This is a genomic window from Paenibacillus sp. 1001270B_150601_E10 (assembly GCF_015558675.1).
Lineage (GTDB): Bacteria > Bacillota > Bacilli > Paenibacillales > Paenibacillaceae > Paenibacillus_B.
This window is the reverse complement of the sequence record NZ_JADMOL010000001.1, coordinates 468,009-485,020: the sequence shown is the minus strand read 5'-3', so window position 1 is coordinate 485,020 and position 17,012 is coordinate 468,009. Positions and strand designations below refer to the sequence as shown.

Annotated in this window: 20 protein-coding genes; 14 read left to right on the top strand and 6 right to left on the bottom strand. The window is 44.8% G+C overall.

Annotated features, from left to right (window positions below; translation table 11 throughout):
* The first annotated feature begins 11 nt into the window (after positions 1 to 11).
* The 4 genes from I2H74_RS02385 to I2H74_RS02370 all read left to right on the top strand — a co-directional run bounded on the left by I2H74_RS02385 (position 12) and on the right by I2H74_RS02370 (position 3,468).
* A complete protein-coding gene (locus tag I2H74_RS02385; RefSeq protein ID WP_195571318.1) occupies positions 12 to 884 on the top strand; it encodes a sugar phosphate isomerase/epimerase family protein in 873 nt (290 codons plus the stop codon).
* An 81-nt stretch (positions 885 to 965) separates the two neighbouring features.
* Positions 966 to 1,229 (top strand): YqkE family protein, encoded by a 264-nt coding sequence (locus I2H74_RS02380; protein WP_195571317.1) that lies wholly within the window; start codon positions 966 to 968, stop codon positions 1,227 to 1,229.
* A gap of 109 nt (positions 1,230 to 1,338) precedes the next feature.
* On the top strand, positions 1,339 to 2,523 hold the full coding sequence (locus I2H74_RS02375) for a NupC/NupG family nucleoside CNT transporter (RefSeq protein WP_195571315.1): 1,185 nt from the start codon (positions 1,339 to 1,341) through the stop codon (positions 2,521 to 2,523).
* Positions 2,524 to 2,634: 111 nt separating this feature from the next.
* Positions 2,635 to 3,468, top strand: a complete 834-nt coding sequence (locus I2H74_RS02370; RefSeq protein WP_195571313.1) for an alkaline phosphatase family protein — start codon at positions 2,635 to 2,637, stop codon at positions 3,466 to 3,468.
* A 120-nt stretch (positions 3,469 to 3,588) separates the two neighbouring features.
* On the opposite strand, the gene I2H74_RS02365 is transcribed toward I2H74_RS02370, so the two are convergent.
* Positions 3,589 to 4,986, bottom strand: coding sequence for a peptide MFS transporter (locus I2H74_RS02365; RefSeq protein ID WP_195571312.1), 1,398 nt, complete (start codon positions 4,984 to 4,986; stop codon positions 3,589 to 3,591).
* A 373-nt stretch (positions 4,987 to 5,359) separates the two neighbouring features.
* Here I2H74_RS02365 and I2H74_RS02360 point away from each other — a divergent pair, with 373 nt between their 5' ends.
* The 3 genes from I2H74_RS02360 (at position 5,360) to I2H74_RS02350 (ending at position 6,766) form a co-directional block, all read left to right on the top strand.
* A complete protein-coding gene (locus I2H74_RS02360; protein WP_195571310.1) occupies positions 5,360 to 5,599 on the top strand; it encodes a phage holin family protein in 240 nt (79 codons plus the stop codon).
* Between the two features lie 17 nt (positions 5,600 to 5,616).
* The gene (locus I2H74_RS02355; protein WP_195571309.1) at positions 5,617 to 5,877 is read left to right on the top strand and encodes a hypothetical protein; all 261 of its coding nucleotides are present in this window, start codon (positions 5,617 to 5,619) and stop codon (positions 5,875 to 5,877) included.
* Between the two features lie 175 nt (positions 5,878 to 6,052).
* The gene (locus I2H74_RS02350) at positions 6,053 to 6,766 is read left to right on the top strand and encodes a copper amine oxidase N-terminal domain-containing protein (RefSeq protein ID WP_195571307.1); all 714 of its coding nucleotides are present in this window, start codon (positions 6,053 to 6,055) and stop codon (positions 6,764 to 6,766) included.
* Positions 6,767 to 7,664: 898 nt separating this feature from the next.
* On the opposite strand, the gene I2H74_RS02345 is transcribed toward I2H74_RS02350, so the two are convergent.
* Entirely contained in the window at positions 7,665 to 8,465 is an 801-nt protein-coding gene (locus I2H74_RS02345) for a DUF1836 domain-containing protein (protein WP_195571305.1), read from the bottom strand.
* A gap of 254 nt (positions 8,466 to 8,719) precedes the next feature.
* Between I2H74_RS02345 and I2H74_RS02340 the strand changes: the two genes are divergently transcribed.
* On the top strand, positions 8,720 to 10,060 hold the full coding sequence (locus I2H74_RS02340; RefSeq protein WP_195571304.1) for a hemolysin family protein: 1,341 nt from the start codon (positions 8,720 to 8,722) through the stop codon (positions 10,058 to 10,060).
* 16 nt (positions 10,061 to 10,076) lie between these two features.
* Here I2H74_RS02340 and I2H74_RS24935 read toward each other — a convergent pair whose 3' ends face one another.
* Positions 10,077 to 10,199 carry a hypothetical protein gene (locus tag I2H74_RS24935; protein WP_267490698.1) on the bottom strand — a complete coding sequence of 41 codons (123 nt, stop codon included), beginning with the start codon at positions 10,197 to 10,199 and terminating at the stop codon, positions 10,077 to 10,079.
* A gap of 24 nt (positions 10,200 to 10,223) precedes the next feature.
* Here I2H74_RS24935 and I2H74_RS02335 point away from each other — a divergent pair, with 24 nt between their 5' ends.
* Both I2H74_RS02335 and I2H74_RS02330 read left to right on the top strand, forming a co-directional pair.
* The gene (locus tag I2H74_RS02335) at positions 10,224 to 10,766 is read left to right on the top strand and encodes a hypothetical protein (protein ID WP_195571302.1); all 543 of its coding nucleotides are present in this window, start codon (positions 10,224 to 10,226) and stop codon (positions 10,764 to 10,766) included.
* A 245-nt stretch (positions 10,767 to 11,011) separates the two neighbouring features.
* On the top strand, positions 11,012 to 11,173 hold the full coding sequence (locus I2H74_RS02330) for a DUF4269 domain-containing protein (protein WP_229106292.1): 162 nt from the start codon (positions 11,012 to 11,014) through the stop codon (positions 11,171 to 11,173).
* A gap of 68 nt (positions 11,174 to 11,241) precedes the next feature.
* Here I2H74_RS02330 and I2H74_RS02325 read toward each other — a convergent pair whose 3' ends face one another.
* Both I2H74_RS02325 and I2H74_RS02320 read right to left on the bottom strand, forming a co-directional pair.
* Positions 11,242 to 11,520, bottom strand: coding sequence for a GNAT family N-acetyltransferase (locus tag I2H74_RS02325; protein WP_195571299.1), 279 nt, complete (start codon positions 11,518 to 11,520; stop codon positions 11,242 to 11,244).
* Between the two features lie 79 nt (positions 11,521 to 11,599).
* Complete coding sequence (locus I2H74_RS02320) at positions 11,600 to 11,833, bottom strand: (4Fe-4S)-binding protein (RefSeq protein WP_195571298.1); 234 nt, start codon at positions 11,831 to 11,833, stop codon at positions 11,600 to 11,602.
* A gap of 278 nt (positions 11,834 to 12,111) precedes the next feature.
* On the opposite strand from I2H74_RS02320, the gene I2H74_RS02315 reads away from it, so the two are divergent.
* The 3 genes from I2H74_RS02315 (at position 12,112) to I2H74_RS02305 (ending at position 14,370) form a co-directional block, all read left to right on the top strand.
* Entirely contained in the window at positions 12,112 to 13,338 is a 1,227-nt protein-coding gene (locus I2H74_RS02315) for a PucR family transcriptional regulator (protein ID WP_195571296.1), read from the top strand.
* A gap of 118 nt (positions 13,339 to 13,456) precedes the next feature.
* A complete protein-coding gene (locus tag I2H74_RS02310; RefSeq protein WP_195571295.1) occupies positions 13,457 to 13,906 on the top strand; it encodes a hypothetical protein in 450 nt (149 codons plus the stop codon).
* A complete protein-coding gene (locus tag I2H74_RS02305; protein ID WP_195571293.1) occupies positions 13,903 to 14,370 on the top strand; it encodes a GNAT family N-acetyltransferase in 468 nt (155 codons plus the stop codon). The genes I2H74_RS02310 and I2H74_RS02305 overlap by 4 nt, the downstream gene beginning before the upstream one ends.
* A gap of 100 nt (positions 14,371 to 14,470) precedes the next feature.
* Here I2H74_RS02305 and I2H74_RS02300 read toward each other — a convergent pair whose 3' ends face one another.
* A complete protein-coding gene (locus I2H74_RS02300; protein ID WP_195571292.1) occupies positions 14,471 to 15,805 on the bottom strand; it encodes a sigma 54-interacting transcriptional regulator in 1,335 nt (444 codons plus the stop codon).
* 224 nt (positions 15,806 to 16,029) lie between these two features.
* Here I2H74_RS02300 and I2H74_RS02295 point away from each other — a divergent pair, with 224 nt between their 5' ends.
* Positions 16,030 to 16,950: a proline dehydrogenase family protein gene (locus tag I2H74_RS02295; RefSeq protein WP_195571290.1), complete on the top strand. Its 921-nt coding sequence runs from the start codon at positions 16,030 to 16,032 to the stop codon at positions 16,948 to 16,950.
* Positions 16,951 to 17,012 lie beyond the last annotated feature (62 nt).

Sequence of the window (17,012 nt, the reverse complement as noted above, 5' to 3'; positions counted from 1 at the left end):
GGTGAAGCACAATGAAGATAGGTTTGAGCTCGTACAGCTTATTGAATGCGCTTAAATCTGGAGAAATGACGATCCTGGATGCGATTCAATGGATTGCAGACAATGGCGGAGAGCATATGGAGATTGTTCCATACGGGTATACGTTGGTCGACAATCTTGAGCTTGCGGATGCAGTACGTGAAAAGGCGAAGGAAGCAGGAATTGAGCTGTCCAACTACTCTATGCCGGCTAACTTTGTGCAGGAGACGGAAGAGGCTTTCCAAGAGGAAGTCGCCCGCTTGAAACAGCACGTGGATCTGATTGAGCGTCTTGGCATGAAGCATATGCGCCATGACGTGACAGCGTTTACGCTGCCGAAAGAGAAGATGACGATTCAATGGATGGAAGAGAGCTTGCCGCTTATCGTAAGAGGAAGCCAACTGATCGCAGACTATGCAGCAACTAAGGGCATTACGACGACCATTGAGAATCATGGATTCAGCGTTCAAGCAAGCGATCGTGTGCAGCGCGTGCTTCATGCGGTGAATCGTCCAAACTTTAAAACAACGCTTGATATCGGTAACTTCATGTGTGTGGATGAGGATCCTATCATCGGCGTGATGAAGAATCTTCCTTATGCCTCCCTTGTTCACTTCAAGGACTTCTACTTCCGTCCTTATGATGAGAACCCAGGCGGGGGAGACTGGTTCCGCACGACGAATGGCAACTATCTTCGCGGTGCGATTCTAGGCCATGGTGATATTCCAGTTCGCAAGATTATCAAGCTGATCAAGGACTCTGGCTATGACGGCTATATCACGATTGAGTTTGAAGGAATGGAAGAATGCAAGGAAGCCTCGCGCATCGGAATGGATAACCTAAGAAGCCTGTGGGATGAAGCTTAAGCTCGCGCAATCCTTCTTGTCCTTCTACAATCAAGCGCATATCTGGTATACTCGTAGAAGGATAAAAGAGAGGTGACGACGATGGCGAAGCATAAAAGACAAGCGCCTCAGGCGAATGATCCGACCGCACCGCCGAAAGCCGCAACGCTTAAGGATTTGCTTAGCAGCGAAGTGTTGAATAAGCTGAAGACACAGGCAGATGACCTTAAGTCTCAGGAGGCGGAGCGCAAAGTGAAGGAGCTCAAGGAGAAGGAAGAGGCGCGCAAGGCAGAGAAGAAGCGCCTTGAGAATGACTTTGAGTACCTGCTTGCCAACGACAAGTCAGATTGGCGCACATTCAAGTAGCAAGCCGATTTGGGCCATTTGGCAGCCTGAACATAATTTTCTGTCCATCAAGGGATACTGTTATAAAACGGTATCCCTTTTTGTGTTGATATGGATGGAGGATGTTAGGATGAAATATGTATTTGTAGTGCTGGGGTTGCTGCTTGTCTTTGTGCTGGCCTACGCAGTGAGCAACAACCGAAAAGGTATTCGATATAAGTCCATACTTGCGATGCTGGTGGTGCAGATCTTGTTGGAGCTGCTCATTTTGAATACAAATGTCGGGATTATTCTCATTCAGGTCATCGCAGATACATTTGCAAAGCTAATGGAGTACGGGATTACGGGGGTGGACTTTGTGTTTGGAGGTTTAGAGAATGAAGGCATGTCGACGTTCTTCCTTGATGTGCTGCTCCCAATCGTATTCATCTCTGTACTGATCGGAATTCTGAATTACATCAAGATACTCCCCCTTATCATCAAGGGCATTGGGATCGTATTGAGCAAGCTTAATGGAATGGGAAAGCTCGAGAACTATGTAGCGGTCTCTGCTGCCATATTGGGACAATCCGAGGTGTTCCTGACAACGAAAAGGCAGCTGGATGTGATCTCGAAGCGAAGATTGTATACGCTCTGTACCTCTGCCATGAGTGCAGTTAGCGCAGCGATCGTAGGAGCCTATATGACGATGCTTTCTCCTCGCTACGTTGTGGTCGCGATTATTCTAAATATCTTCTCCGCACTTATCATCGCGAATCTGATCAATCCATACAAACTGACTCCTGAAGAGGATGTAACGGTTGTGGAGGAGAAAGGGGAGAAGGAATCCTTCTTCCAGATGATTAGCGAGAGCGTTATGGACGGCTTCAAGGTAGCCATTATCGTTGGGGCCATGCTGATTGGATTTATCGCGCTGATGGAGATGATCAATAGCCTATTCGGCATGATCTTTGGCATCTCGTTCCAGGAAATACTCGGCTTTATCTTTGCGCCTATCGCATTTGTAATGGGCATCCCATGGTCGGAGGCCGTGAGAGCCGGCGGCATTATGGCAACCAAGCTTGTTACCAATGAATTTGTCGCCATGCTGAACTTCAAGGAGATTGCGGCTGGAATGTCTGAACGAACAATAGGCATTGTGTCGGTATTCCTTGTGAGCTTTGCAAACTTTAGCTCGATTGGCATCATTACAGGGGCGGTAAAAGCATTGAATGAGAAGCGGGGTGAGGAGGTCGCGCAGTTTGGCTTAAAGCTGCTGTACGGCTCGACGTTAGCCTCTATCCTGTCCTCTGTTTTAGTGGGTCTCGTTTTGTAGTATTGAGCAGAACGAAAAAGCATAAATACGATACATTTGTCCATTCTGATTCCGTTTGCATAATCCTAAGATGAGAGTAGCAGGACGCACAACGAAGGAGAGTGGGAAGAGATGGGCAAGTCAGTTAACCGAGTATTTGTATTAGGAATGGATGGAGCAGGGAACTTCCTGCAGCGTTCGAATGCTGTTCATATCCCTAAGGCCGTTGCCAAGCAGGGAGTGATAACATATAACGCGCAAACCGAAATGCCAACAATCAGCGCACAGTGCTGGGGGTCGATGCTTCACGGCGTAACTCCAGATAAGCACGGCTATGATAACAATCGAGCCGCTGTTGAGCGGTTCCCACTTGATTCACCGTACCCTTCTTTTTTTAAGGCGGCACGTGACCAGCATCCAGAGTGGACGCTTGCTTCTTTTACATGCTGGGAACCGATTAACTTTGGTTTAGTTGAAGAGTCAATTGATGTTCATAAAGTGGTTAAAGATGATGAGGCATTGACAGAAGCTGCCTGCGAATACTTAAGCAAAGTAGAAGATGTTCAGCTTTTCTATTTGGCGCTTGATGGTCCAGATGGTGCAGGGCATCGCTATGGCTACAATACGGATGATCAGCTTCGTGGTATCGAGACTGCAGATGCACAGCTTGGAAAGGTGCTGGCGGTCATCGAACAGCGTGGCTGGATGGATGATAGCTTGATCGTATTCGTAACCGATCATGGCGGCGGTGGAGCGGATCCATTCAATCACGGCTCGGATCATCCTTTGGACCGTACAGTATTCTGGGGTGCAGTAGGTCCATGTGTTAACCCTAATGCAAATATCGATGAAGTGACATTCAAGGATACAGCTGCGGTTGTGCTGGCTGCCCTTGGCATCGAGCAGCCCAGCGCTTGGGACGCTCGTGTTCCAGATGAGCTGTTCCAATCTGTTGTTTCGTCCTAGATCAGGTATCCCTATATAAAAGAGCATCCATCAGGTATGGATGCTCTTTTATTCATTATAGTCGTGTTGCATGCCAGCTCATTTCATGAAATCGATGGACTTAAACGTGAGTCCGTAAGATTAGTTGGCATCTATTTGAGCCATTTGCGTCAGCTTCTTCGAGCACAGCAACAAGATAAGACCAAGCGCAATTGATAAGCCTCCAATAATGCCGAATGTCTTGAAGTAGCCAAGGGCGTTTATTTTAGAAGCAAATTGCCCGCCGATAATATTTGCAACCCCCGTGCTCGCCAACCATACACCCATCAAGAGAGAGGTCAGCTTTGCCGGCGATATCTTATTGACTAAGGATAGCCCTACAGGAGATAGGAATAGTTCACCAATCGTATGGAAGAAGTAGGTGCCCAAAATAAATAGAATGCTCGCCTGCTTGGTGGCTTGCGCGGGATCACTACCCGTTTGATTGACCGCAATAAGCAGCACCATATATCCAATTCCGAGAAGCACCATGCCAACTCCCATCTTTGTTGCAAAGCTCAGGTCACCGCGTTTCCGCTTAGAGAGCGCCATCCATAAGGCGGATATGATAGGAGCGAACACAATAATAAACAAGGGATTGACGGATTGGAACCAGGAAACAGGAATTTGGAACCCAAACACATCCTTATCGATGAACTGCTGGGTGTATAACGTCAACAGACTGCCTGCTTGTTCAAATCCAGCCCAGAAGAAAATGACGAAGCAGGTGATGATGAGAATAACCGCCGTTTGACTTTTTTCAGTGGCGGTAAGCGGAGCTTTGGATTGTTTGACTCCATCCGCATGCTTTTCCTTCTGATTCGTAGGCTCCTTCCCAATATCTCCAAGATAACGAGGGCCCAAAACGTTGTATAGCAGCTGGCCAATGACCATCCCAATGCCTGCAGCAAGGAAGCCATATTTATACCCATAGACGATAAAGTCTACCATATCAACTTTGAACCATTGCTCCGCAAGGAAACCGCAGACTAATGGGGCTAAGAAGCTGCCCACGTTAATCCCCATGTAGAATATGGTATAAGCCGAGTCTACTCGCTTGTCATTCTTAGGGTACAGCTCTCCTACTAATGTCGATACATTAGGCTTAAAGAAGCCGTTGCCGATAATAATCAAGGCAAGTCCAAGATACATGAATGCATGGGTCTGTACAGCAAATAAAGAGAAGTTACCGATTGCGATACAAAGCCCGCCGATCGTGATGGATCTTCGTCTGCCGAGATAACGGTCGGATAGATAGCCGCCAAGGAGCGGTGTAAAGTAGCAGGCTCCTACGAAGAAGCCGTAGATCGCGATTGCTGAGCTTTCTGCAAAGCCTAAGCCCCCGCTGATGTACTGTGCTGTCAAATATAAGACGAGCATGGCTCGCATGCCATAGAAGCTGAAACGTTCCCACATCTCCGTGAAAAATAAAAGGTACAAGCCGGGAGGATGCTTGGCCTTGTTGGGTTCGAGCGCAGGATCAAGTGTGTTTGCTGTCATCTGTGAGTCTCCCCTTCAAAGATCTACATATCATTATCGATTGAACAACTATGTATGATGTTACTTGTGAAATCATTTACATGTCAAATGATTGATTAAAGTTTCCTTATATTTCTAAGCCTATAGTAGCGCGTGTTTTCGGGAGTTGTTCAGATTGCAAATATAGAGTTACCCACGAATCACCCACAAAAGAAGTGTTAGTGTTTAAGAATTCATGAGCTTTTCGAATCTGTCAGGGACAAGTTTTTTCTGTCCTTCGGTTACGTGGAGGTATGTAAGTCTGGTTATTTGATCATTTTTATGACCAAGTCGATCTTGGATAACTGCAAGATCTTCTCCAGCTTCCGCAATCAAAATTAGTTAGAAGTTACTGGTGTTTTGTATGAATGCTGATTATGTAACAGGTCTTCTTGGGGCTATTATGACAAAGACTGTCAACAGTGAAGTATGTTCTGGGGGGGGCGTGCGTAAGGGCGTTATCTTCGTTGTGATTGCATTGGCAGTTATGTTGGGCCAGTATGCAGGGGATCTCTCGCCAGTGTTCCGAACATTGGCGATGTATTTCTATATTGGCCGCGAGGGCCTGAGTATCGTCGAGAACTTGAAACATTAAAAGGAGATGATGACGAGATGAAGATTGTGGAGCTGGAGAAGATCGTAAAAGAGCAGGACAAACGGATTAAAGAACTCGAAGCGAAAGCTTGTATAGACGAACCGCCTGAGTGGGCTAAGGAGGCTTGTGTGAATGCCAAACGTGCCGGGATTATCGATACGTCCAACAACGGCAGCCGTGACTTCTATCGCTTTAAAACTGTGCTTGATCGACTAGGATATTTAATAAAAACGTGTAGACCCAATGTATTTGCTAATGAAGTTCAAAAGATTTCTTGAAATGTATGTTACAACAATTAATCAACCAACATTGTCAGAAAAGTTTTACGTTAAATCTAGAGGACGTTGTAATAAACGCCCTGAAAACGATGATCGATAAGGATGTAATTTATCAATAAGTGTGATACCATTATTCTGGGAATTCCGTCCAATAGTATATTTTAGGAGGTTTAAAATGAAGAAAAAGCTGGTCATTGTTGTATCACTTGTTTTTGCTCTTACCTCTTTGTTAATTGGGGGAGCATTTGCTAGTGGTAAAATTTCAATTGTTGTAAACGGTCAAACAGTACCTACTGACGTTTCGCCTCGCAATGTTGATGGAAGAGTCATGGTTCCTATTAGTACGATTTCTAAGGCATTAGGTGCTGATGTGACTTGGGATTCTAAAAAACAAACAGTAATTATTAATCAGAAAAACGGCACTTCGGTTTCTACTCCTGATCTATGGAATGAAAAATTAAATCTGGCTGGGGGAGAATGGGCAGACATCGTATCTTTAATTAATAAGTATTTCGTTACATATGATTCAAGGGATGAAGAAGCTTGGAAAAAAACAATAGCCTCTAGTTACTTGAATAACGGTTCAATCGAACTACCAGGAGGAGGCGTATATCCTTCCATTTTAGAGCTGAAAATAGTAGATGCTAAAAAAATTGTAGATGATAAAAGAAAAGGAGAAGGTAGGAGCGATGGAGACCAATACAAAGTACGTGTAAAAGTAGTTCATTACATGAATTTATCCACACCATTTGTGGCTGAATGGGACTTTGATGTAGCTCCATATATGAGTAAGGGATACCTAATAGATTATGCAAACATAATCAGTGATACCCAATTAAAGAATTATACCGTTTTCCCTGGTTTAACATTCCAAGATGTCTCGGAATAGATATTATATGTATGATATGTAATGAGCCCCATAGCTTATCGGGGAATTTCCTATAAGCTATGGGGTTTCCTTTATTTCAGCATACTTTCGCTAGTTATTTCTGATAGATTTGGAACATATCGTCGCACAGTACAAACTAAAGGATGTAACGGGTCGAAGATCATTCAGAATGCAAGGGGAGCATTCGAAATTAACGAAAATTCCGATTGTTTGTGGAATGTAATTACTGACTCGGGTTATTCCCCGAGTTCAAAACCTCGCATTGAATGAAATAGTTTCTTTATAGATAGATACTTGGATAGATTAAAAGGAAAAGGATTTATTGATTTTGAAACGAACAAGACACGTACTATGAAAGTGCTGCGGGGGTAATATAAAGAGCTGTTGAGTTAACCCTCACGGCTCTCTTTTATTATTCTGGCACATATTTTACCCACACACTACCCACAAAAACCATGTTAAAAGTGATAAATCATGATAAACAATGATAAAGCAGAAACCCCGAAAACCAGCATCACTACGGCTTTTTGTTGAATATTGATAAACGGTGATAAATCGGATAACTTTTACAAGTCAAATGACACTAAGTTTAGAAAAACATAAACATAGATATTTTTACCAAATTGTATTGTTTCAAATGAAAGGAAAACCAATCCTTTTCATTGCGATTTAGGAGCAATCGGGAAAGCGAGTGTTTACTTGTAGCAAAGAGCCGAATGTTATTAAGGTTTTGTCAAGGAGGGTAAGCATGACAGATGAACAACACAAGAGAGAATTACCAATAATTATGAATCCTATAATTATCTAAATTGAGATATAACAACAAAGTGGGTCGGGAGTTGATGTAAAGGTTCCTCATAATCCAACTTGATAAGCATAAAAAAAGGATAAGCCCGGCTTATCCTTCAAGATTCGTTTGAGTCTTTAGCATGCTGTGTAAATACTGCCTTGACAAGTATTGGAAGAAGATGGTTTGCAAAGAGGCTAGAGCAATAACCATAGTGTCACGCAGCATTACCTGATGTTCCTGCATTTCTGGTAGATGCTTCTTCAAGAACTCCTCGGTCTTCGTACGAATCACCGATTCGAGATGACCATCATGATGATGTCGTAACGGATCAAATAAATGAACGTCGATAATTTGATCGTTATCTTGGTCCAATACTTCATATAATGTACTATAGAGCTGATACAGCTTCAATGGCTCGATGACCGGCTCAGATTCCTGACAATGGATTCTAAGCGCTGTGAGCATATGGCGAATTTCATCCAATGTTAGTGTGGAACGAAGATCTTCGACGATTAGAATGATCGCCGCCTGCTGCAGATCATATTTTTTCCCGAGTCTAGGAGAGCCGATTACGCTTCGGATCTCACGCTTTACCCAGTTCTGCACGGAGGTAACAGAGAAGTTCGTATACTCCACATGATTGCCAAGGGCCACGATTTCATTTAAAGAGAGGCCTTCAGACAAGATGCCGCTTCGAATAAATTTATCTACTATAAACGGGAGGCGGATCGTAAGCTTATGAGCAGAGCTATTTATGGATTCAGCACCCTGCTGGTTCTGGAGCCATTCTTCCTGCAATTCTTGAAGCGATTGGCGAATCGCAGGCGCATGCTGTCGCTGCTTGGCTATCTTTGCTAGCGTATAAAGCAATTGAGACATTTGCTTTCGTGAAAATGTAAGCGACTCCATTTCCGAACCTCCCTGTTTTACGTCATAATCGTACTTCTCATCATAGAATCAGAACCAAATCAAAGTCAAAGATGATAACTGAATTAGAAGACCGCTTCTTCTGGATAAAATGGTCAAATTATCGGCTTTTAGGCTGAATATGAACAGATTCAGACATTGATGAACAGGTTATAAGTTCATATAATAAGTTCAAATGACCTTGAAATATGCCAAAGGTGTACGCTCAAGGAAAAAAAGGAGAGAAATATAGTAACATGGACGACCCCTCGGGTAACTTAACATTGAATTTTGTTCTTGTTGCAATTCTGATCTTGCTGACGGCATTCTTCGTCGCAACGGAGTTTGCGATCGTAAAGATCCGTTCTAGCCGTATTGATCAGTTGGTTGCAGAAGGGAAGGCCAATTCTTTATCGGCCAAGAAAGTCATTACGAATTTGGACGGTTATTTGTCCGCCTGTCAGTTAGGTATTACGATTACAGCCCTCGGTTTAGGATGGTTGGGTGAGCCTACGGTGGAACGAGTACTCCATCCGCTATTCGAGTACTTTGCGATTCCTGAATCGGTGAACAAAGTCGTGTCCGTTGCCGTTGCCTTTGTCTTTATGACGTTCTTGCACGTTGTTGTAGGTGAGTTGGCGCCGAAGACGCTCGCGATTCAGAAAGCTGAGCAGGTTACTCTGGCATTTTCAAAGCCGATCATTTGGTTCTATCGTATTATGTATCCGTTTATCTGGTTGTTAAATGGATCTGCCAATGCCCTCGTTCGTTTATTCGGCTTCAAACCGGTAAGTGAGCATGAAGAGGCGCATACCGAAGAAGAGCTTCAAATCATTTTGAATGAGAGCTTTGAAAGCGGCAAGATCAATAATACAGAATACGGCTACATGAGCAACATCTTTACCTTTGACGAATTGCTTGCAAAAGAGATTATGGTTCCAAGAACAGATATGATCTGCTTGGATGCAGAGTCTACTGTTAATGAGAACATGACCGTAATGAAGCAGGAGCAATATACGCGTTATCCCGTCATCCGCGGCGATAAGGACAATGTCATTGGAATGGTTAACACGAAACAAATGTTTCTTCAATATAATGAGACTCGCCAAGCTGAGCTTGGACAGCTGGTTCAGCCGGTGCTTACCGTATCTGAAGCGATGCCAGTGAAGAGCTTGCTTCGCAAGATGCAGCTTGACCGCGTCCATATGGCTGTTCTAGTGGATGAGTACGGCGGAACGTCTGGTATGATCACGATCGAGGATATCCTTGAAGAGATCGTAGGCGAGATTCGCGACGAATTCGACGCAGAGGAAAAAGCGGAGATCGAAATGATCGATGATGATCATTATCGTTTGGATGGTAAAGTGCTGCTTGCGGAGATCAACGATATCTTCGGAACACATTATGAGAGCGAAGACTTCGATACGATCGCAGGATGGCTGTATGATCGATATCCAGATGCGAAGCGTGGAAGCAGGATCGTTGTTGACGATATCGAGTTCACGATTCTTGAAAAGGAAAGACATCGGATTCGTAAGATCGAGATGAAGAAGATCCAAGATCCCGTTGCTTTCGAAGTGAGCGAGATGCACGCGTAAGCATCATTTTAAATAGTTAAGCATGACTTGCAACAAGTGTAACGGTATGATAACCTTTTAACATCATAATAGTGCGTGTTGCACCGAAAGAATCGGGCAGCGGCTGCTGATGCAGCTTGCTGCCCTTTTTTGCGTTCATGAACCAACCAGGGGAGGCTATAGCGTGAAGCAGGTTGTCAAGCTTGAGAAGTTCTTTGTGGCAGGTGTGTATTGTGAGTCAGAATCAGAGATGGAGAGCTGGTGCATAAAGATGCCGAAGCAGCTGCCGTTAGGGTTTCAGCATGATCTCGAACGAACAAGCTACGGTGTCAAGTGCAAAGATAGCTACTTCGCAGGAATAAAAGTTTATGACAGGATTCGCATTCCAAGCTATTTGCATCTGCGGGAGATACGTGGAGGCATGTACGAGATGAATCCGGTGGATGCTAGGGACTCACTGTGCGAAGAATCGGTTTGGATGGATGAATCTTATACGCAGAAGACCTTATTTCCTGAGGACAGCCTAACGGAGTTTATTCTCATTCAAGATGAGTATGTCCCGATGTTTCGCTATATTCCCTTCGATTTGAAGCCGTGGGAGGACTTTAGATGTGATCGCCGGATAAAAAAGAGCACAGGTGTCATGCGCATTCGGGAGCAGGCAGGCCGATATGTAGAGATGCGTATGCTCGGTTCGGAAGAGGGACGGGCAGCCTGGCTGTTATAAAGGTTGCTTATCCTGCAATCTAAGGTATATAATTCCAGTGCCGACAAAGGAAATCCATTGTTGCATACGACGTGCAACGATAAGATTTGCCGTCTAATGAATAGACTCTTCCCTAAAAGGGAGGGCTGTTTATTCTGAGACTTTATGTTATGATTATTGCCTTCCATACCGAATGACATGCTTCTGAAGAATCGGCCGCACCAATGTTCGATTGTTGAGCATCCAAGGAAATGAAGCGAGCGGGCTTGAAAACAGAACCAGCCTTCGCACAATGGTTAGGGTTAAGCGGAGATCCTTATGAAGCCATCCTTCACTTGGAACAAATAGAGGATGCGGCACTGAAGAGAATAGTATCTGCTGCTTACGAGAGGAACTTTGGGAAGGCTGAGTTTGCAGGCGAAGATTAAGCTACATAGAACAAAAATGGCAAGCCCATGTTACTTGGGCTTGCCTTCGTGCATTAGATCAATTTAATTTAGTAGCGAACGTCCGCATATTCTGGCTTCGTTTCAAATTGCTTTTTGGCAAACGGGCAGAGCGGGATTAACTTGATATCGTGTTCGCGGGCATACTCAACCACCGTGGACATAAGCTGATCTGCGAGTCCTTGTCCGCGATAATTCTCATCAACGAATGTATGATCGATAATATACAACGATTCGCGTGTGATGCTGTAGGTCATCTCAGCGATGAGCTTACCGTTGTCCTGAATAAAAAATTGGCGTTCAGCCTGATTATGCTCAACTTGTAACATGGTCTCAGCCTCCTAATGCAGTGAGTGAAAGGAATAACACTTGATCCTCCATCATGAATAAGAATACGTCTCCAATCGGTTAATGAGATGATGAAGAGCTGGAATCAAGACGCTTATAGGACAAGGCGCCGCTAGGGCACTTCTCGATGTGAGCGGCTATCTCGTCTGCAGATGCTCCATCTGTATTCACCCATGGTCTTTTTTTCAGATCGAATACTTGAGGCATCCCTTTAACGCATACACCAGAATGACTGCATTTCTCAGCATCGAAATAGACTTCTATCTTTTCGCCGCGATAAACTTTGTTGCTCATGGAAGACACACCTTTCTAGGATGTTTTAGCATCCAATGATCCCTTAATATACCCTTGGGTGTAAGGATTGAAACATTAATAAAAGTTTTAGATGCTATGGATAATATAGTCCTTATCCTTTTGAATGTCTATATGGCTCATCACGGTATCGTGTTGAAAAATCGTGACTGTACATTTTTACTTATTTCCACTACTATCAGGATGGGAGATTTACGTATACTGTGCAAAATATCTGTACTGGCATAGTAGGTATACTTTAAATATAAGGGGAACAATCAATGAATCTTGGCATTAATCCATTTGACCGTCAATTCGACAGCATTGAGTCTATCGTAGATACGATTAGTGAAGTGCTACAATGCCCTGCGACGATTGAGGATGTCAGCCACAAACTTATTGCCTACAGCTCTCATATGGCCGATACAGATCAAGCACGCATCGCGACGATCATCGGAAGAAGAGTGCCCGAATATGTAATAAATGCATTGTGGAAGGAAGGCATCATCCAACAAATCATGTCGAGCACAGAAGCGGTTCGTATCCCGCCGATTCAAGAGCTTGGTCTGAAAAGCCGAATTGTAATCGCCATACGTAACCATCAAGATGTAATTGGCTTCATTTGGGTGCTGGATGATCATCAGCTTGCAGATGACATCGCTCAGCTTCAGTTAAAAAGGGCTGCGCAAGCTGCAAAATTGAAGCTTCTTGAGATGCAAAATGATAGAAGAAAGCAAGAACAGCAGCATTTCGAACTGTGCTGGAGCCTTCTTACAGGGCAAGAGCATAGCGAGATGTCCATTAAAGAGAAGGCGCTGCAATACGGCATTCAACTGCCTGACTCCTATCAAGTCGTTGTGCTTGAATTCGACAGCGAGATTAACGAGAAGCAGTATCAGCAGATGCTGTTTATCGTGCGCACTGTCGAGAACTTAAGAATTCCACTCTATGTCATTCATCAGAATCGCTTAATTATGATAGCAGGAACAAAAGGGATAAGACAGACAATCATTCAATACGAAGAGGAGCGCGATGTATTCGTACACCGGCTGATACAGCGATTTGCGACTGATGCTCACGTTGGCTGCGGCTCCTATTACCGGTATTTTACCAAAGCAGAGCTCAGCTATCATGAGGCGCTCGTTGTGCTGCAAATCAAGCATTCGTTTCCAGATGAAGTGGATGAGATTCATAACTATAAGGACCTTGGCTATTATCGCTTCCTCCCTTCGATGTATACTGAAAAAGAGAAGACGCAGGTGGAGCATCCAAGCATTACGCTGCTTAGACAGTATGACCTTGAGCACGGCAGTGATTTGCTGACGACGCTTGAGGTATTTCTAAAGCATGACAGCAATGTGAAGAAGGCAGCGGAAGCGCTCCACGTTCATACCAACACGTTGACCTACCGACTGAAGCGCATGATGGAGATCGGACAAATGGATCTCAGCCAAATGGATGAGAAAGTAACGCTCTATTTGGAACTAAAGCTAAATAAGATGAAGTAGGAGTCTTATCAGAGCCAGTTCCGTAATAAGGCTCCTGCCTTTATGGAATAGCGAGCGCTTCCTGCGTAGTGACCATAAAGGAATGGATATACGCGATAAGCCTGGAGGAGAGATAAGCGTGAAGGGGATACGATTGTGGAGAAAGATCACTGCAGGGTTGATCATGATTGTATTATTTGCGCTTATTATGGCCAGCTTGCTGCATAGCAACGGCTGGTTCAGCTTTAGCCAAGTGGTGACGATTGTAATGACGTTCACATCGTTCGGAACTTTGCTGTTTGGTCTCGCCTGCTCTTACGGCATAGATGCGGTGCTAAGGCATCTGAGAGAAGCACGTGCTTCGATGGGAATCAGATTAATCGCCGGCATAGCCCTGTATGCAATGGCTGGATTCTTCTCAACAGTACTCGCCACTTTGGTGCTTATGGTGCTCACTCAACATACCGGAATCATAGATGCATGGATGATGGGACTGCGTCTTAGCCCATTTGGGATGACGGCCTCTTTATTATTTGCGGTCATTGAAGCGATATTAAAGTATTGGTGGAAGGGGAAAACAACATCATGAACATACGACCATTAGCACAAGGTGAACAGCCGCCGCTTAAGCTTATGCTGCTTGCTGATCCCAGCGAAGCGATGATTCGCAGCTACGGTCCAGAGGCGTTCACTTGGGTGCTCGAGGATAATGACTTCGTGATTGGGGTGTATGTATTAAAGCCTCTAGCGGATGGCGGAATGGAGCTCATGAATTTAGCGATAGAAGAAGAACGACAGGGTCAGGGTCTTGGCTATCAATTGCTTCAGCATGCTATGGAGACGGCGATATCCATGCGTGCGGCATATATGCTTGTGGGTACAGGCAATTCCAGTGTAGGCCAGCTTTATTTGTATCAAAAAGCGGGCCTTCGAATCGATCATGTGATTCATGATTACTTTACCGCTCATTACGATGAGCCTTTAGTTGAGAACGGTATACCATGCAGAGATCGTATCGTACTGAAGGCATCTTTTCACACATCAAAACAATAAAAGACAAGAGGCTTATGGCTGCCTCTTGTCTTTTTTGTTCTCCAGCAGTTCTTTATCAGGCTAATCTAATCGTCATGATCGCAAATGGAGTGTAGTGAACTTACGGTTGATCCTCGATTCCGTATGACCGCAGTTTGTAGTATAGCGCGCCTCTAGAAATGCTAAGCAATCGTGCGGCACGTGCCTTGTTGCCGTTCGTCCGCTTCAGCGCCTCCAGAATGCGCCCTCGCTCCATTTCCTCCGAGTGCATGCTAAGAGGCAGCTCTCCCTCCGTTAATTCCGCGAGCGTGGTTAGGCGAGCGTAATCCGGCAGCTCAAGCGCGGTGATCTGTCCTTGCCCACTGGCATGGACATGGAAGCAGGCATGCTCAATCGCATGCTTCAATTGTGGCAGATTGCCTGGCCAATTAAAGGCTTGAATAGCAGCAAGCGCGTCACTGGTAAGCAGCGGAGCCTTCATATCGAGCTTGCCTGCAGCCTCCTCTACGATCATGCGGCTTAGCTCAGGCAGATCCTGCTTGCGATCGCTTAGGCTAGGGATGCGCTGCTGAAACATCATATAGTAAAGGCTGTCAAGCAGGGTCCCATCTTCAAGCGATGACAAGACGACGCTTTCTGAAGGAATGGCGCAGATGATAGCGCATTGCAGCTTCACTTGCATTTTACCAGCTAGCCTTGTATAGGATCTTTCCTGGATAGCCTCAGCAAGCTTATTTTGCACGTATAAGGGCATTAGATGAATATCCTTGAGGTAAAGCAGACCATTCTTTGCTTGATCCAGCTTGCCTTGTCGTACTTCTTCTCCCTCATAGCCAAATAGCTCTGCTTCCATGAGCCCTTCTGGAATCGTGGAACAACTTACGGTGACGAAGGCGCCTTCGTGCGCAAGCTCTTGGTGAATCCACTTCGCGATGGCTCTCCGTCCAACGCCATTTTCCCCCAGAAGAAGCAGGGCCTGCCCTTTATGAACACATAGCTTGGCTGCCTGCAGTACTTCAGGCTTAAATGGAAAGCTGGCAGAAGACAGTTCCTCTTCCTCCTGCTTCGTATACATCTCTGCACTCATCTTTACGTACTGTGTGACGTTATGCTCAATGGCAATCGCGCCAAGGAGGGTTCCTTCCGAATCGCGAATCGGGCTAGCATCTATAATGACATGCATCCCGGACCGAGGCTCATGATACACCTGCTTCACCTCAAGGCCACTCTCCATCACTTGAATCAGCATAATCGATTCCCTTTGGAAAAAGTCGCCGATTCGTTTGCCGATAATTTGTTCCTTCATAATGCCGTAAGTCTCTTCTGAAACCCGATTCCAATACTGCACGATCCCTTCGGTGTCAACAATCGTCACCGCGTCGTGGATCGTCTCCAATACCTGCCGCAGGACGGATTGCAGCTGTCGGTCAGTCCAACTGTTGATTTCCACATTCATTCTGTTAACCTCTGCTTCCGTATACTTAGTGCTTGTACGTTATTATGTCAAAAGCTTCCTTGCGTTGCAATGAATTTCTAAATGCATAGAGATAGTGATAAAAATCATTTACAATTATTTCGCTTTGTATATTTACAATATCAACCATATGTGATTATAATTAATCATGAAAATCATAAGATGTTCAAAAATTAAACACTTCGTCACTTGGAGGGCTGCTTGAGATGGAAACGATGATGCGCAATGCATTTCTATATCTGTCCAAGAATCGAATGGCCAATCGAACCGCGAAGCGCTATGGTCTTAAGTTTGGCGCAAAGCGTTTTGTGGCAGGTGTTCAGATTGCGGATGCCATTGAGGCAATTCGGCAATTGAATGCCAAAGGCATTGTAGCAACGCTTGACCATTTAGGAGAATTTATTAGTACAGAGCAAGAAGCAGCAGAAGCAACCCATTATTGCATCCGAACTTTGGAAGCGATTGCAGAGAGTGGTGTGAATTCACATTTATCGCTTAAGATGACGCAGCTTGGCCTTGATATTTCGAAAGAACTTTGCATGAAGCATATGCGCATGATTCTTGATACAGCCAAGCGACAAGGCCAATTTGTTCGCATCGACATGGAGGATTACGCGCACAATGAAGTTTCTTTAGAGATCTTTGAAACGCTTCGAAAGGAATATGGTGAGACGGTTGGACTCGTTATCCAGGCTTACTTGTACAAGAGCGGAGACGATATTGCCAAGCTTGCCGAGTATAAGCCGAATCTACGCTTGGTAAAGGGTGCTTATAAGGAATCCAGTCAAGTCGCATTTCCGGAGAAAGCAGATGTAGATCGCAACTTTATTGCCATTATTGAACAGCATCTAAGCAATGGGTGTTACGCAGCAGTAGCCACTCACGACGACAGCATCATTCATCATGTGAAAAAGTATGTGAAGGAACACAACATTCCGAATTCACAGTTTGAATTTCAAATGTTGTATGGTATTCGCACTCAGGCGCAGCAAGAGCTTGCGAATGAAGGCTATAGCATGAGAGTCTATGTTCCTTATGGAGATGACTGGTATGGCTACTTTATGCGCCGCCTTGCTGAGCGCCCAGCGAATGTATGGTTTGTTCTCAAATCCATGTTTAAATCCTAATCCCATCTCAGATAAACCCACAGAAACCCTTCCTACACCATAGAGCCACCATCAACATGTTC

Coding starts and splice junctions, on each gene's coding strand:
- I2H74_RS02320 (WP_195571298.1), bottom strand. CDS start 11,833: ATGAGCAACAAAGTTTATCGCGGCGAAAAGATAGAAGTCTATTTCGAT.
- I2H74_RS02365 (WP_195571312.1), bottom strand. CDS start 4,986: ATGACAGCAAACACACTTGATCCTGCGCTCGAACCCAACAAGGCCAAG.
- I2H74_RS02325 (WP_195571299.1), bottom strand. CDS start 11,520: ATGTTACAAGTTGAGCATAATCAGGCTGAACGCCAATTTTTTATTCAG.
- I2H74_RS24935 (WP_267490698.1), bottom strand. CDS start 10,199: ATGAACGCAAAAAAGGGCAGCAAGCTGCATCAGCAGCCGCTGCCCGAT.
- I2H74_RS02385 (WP_195571318.1), top strand. CDS start 12: ATGAAGATAGGTTTGAGCTCGTACAGCTTATTGAATGCGCTTAAATCT.
- I2H74_RS02355 (WP_195571309.1), top strand. CDS start 5,617: ATGAAGATTGTGGAGCTGGAGAAGATCGTAAAAGAGCAGGACAAACGG.
- I2H74_RS02295 (WP_195571290.1), top strand. CDS start 16,030: ATGGAAACGATGATGCGCAATGCATTTCTATATCTGTCCAAGAATCGA.
- I2H74_RS02345 (WP_195571305.1), bottom strand. CDS start 8,465: ATGGAGTCGCTTACATTTTCACGAAAGCAAATGTCTCAATTGCTTTAT.
- I2H74_RS02300 (WP_195571292.1), bottom strand. CDS start 15,805: ATGAATGTGGAAATCAACAGTTGGACTGACCGACAGCTGCAATCCGTC.
- I2H74_RS02370 (WP_195571313.1), top strand. CDS start 2,635: ATGGGCAAGTCAGTTAACCGAGTATTTGTATTAGGAATGGATGGAGCA.
- I2H74_RS02340 (WP_195571304.1), top strand. CDS start 8,720: ATGGACGACCCCTCGGGTAACTTAACATTGAATTTTGTTCTTGTTGCA.
- I2H74_RS02350 (WP_195571307.1), top strand. CDS start 6,053: ATGAAGAAAAAGCTGGTCATTGTTGTATCACTTGTTTTTGCTCTTACC.
- I2H74_RS02305 (WP_195571293.1), top strand. CDS start 13,903: ATGAACATACGACCATTAGCACAAGGTGAACAGCCGCCGCTTAAGCTT.
- I2H74_RS02315 (WP_195571296.1), top strand. CDS start 12,112: ATGAATCTTGGCATTAATCCATTTGACCGTCAATTCGACAGCATTGAG.
- I2H74_RS02380 (WP_195571317.1), top strand. CDS start 966: ATGGCGAAGCATAAAAGACAAGCGCCTCAGGCGAATGATCCGACCGCA.
- I2H74_RS02375 (WP_195571315.1), top strand. CDS start 1,339: ATGAAATATGTATTTGTAGTGCTGGGGTTGCTGCTTGTCTTTGTGCTG.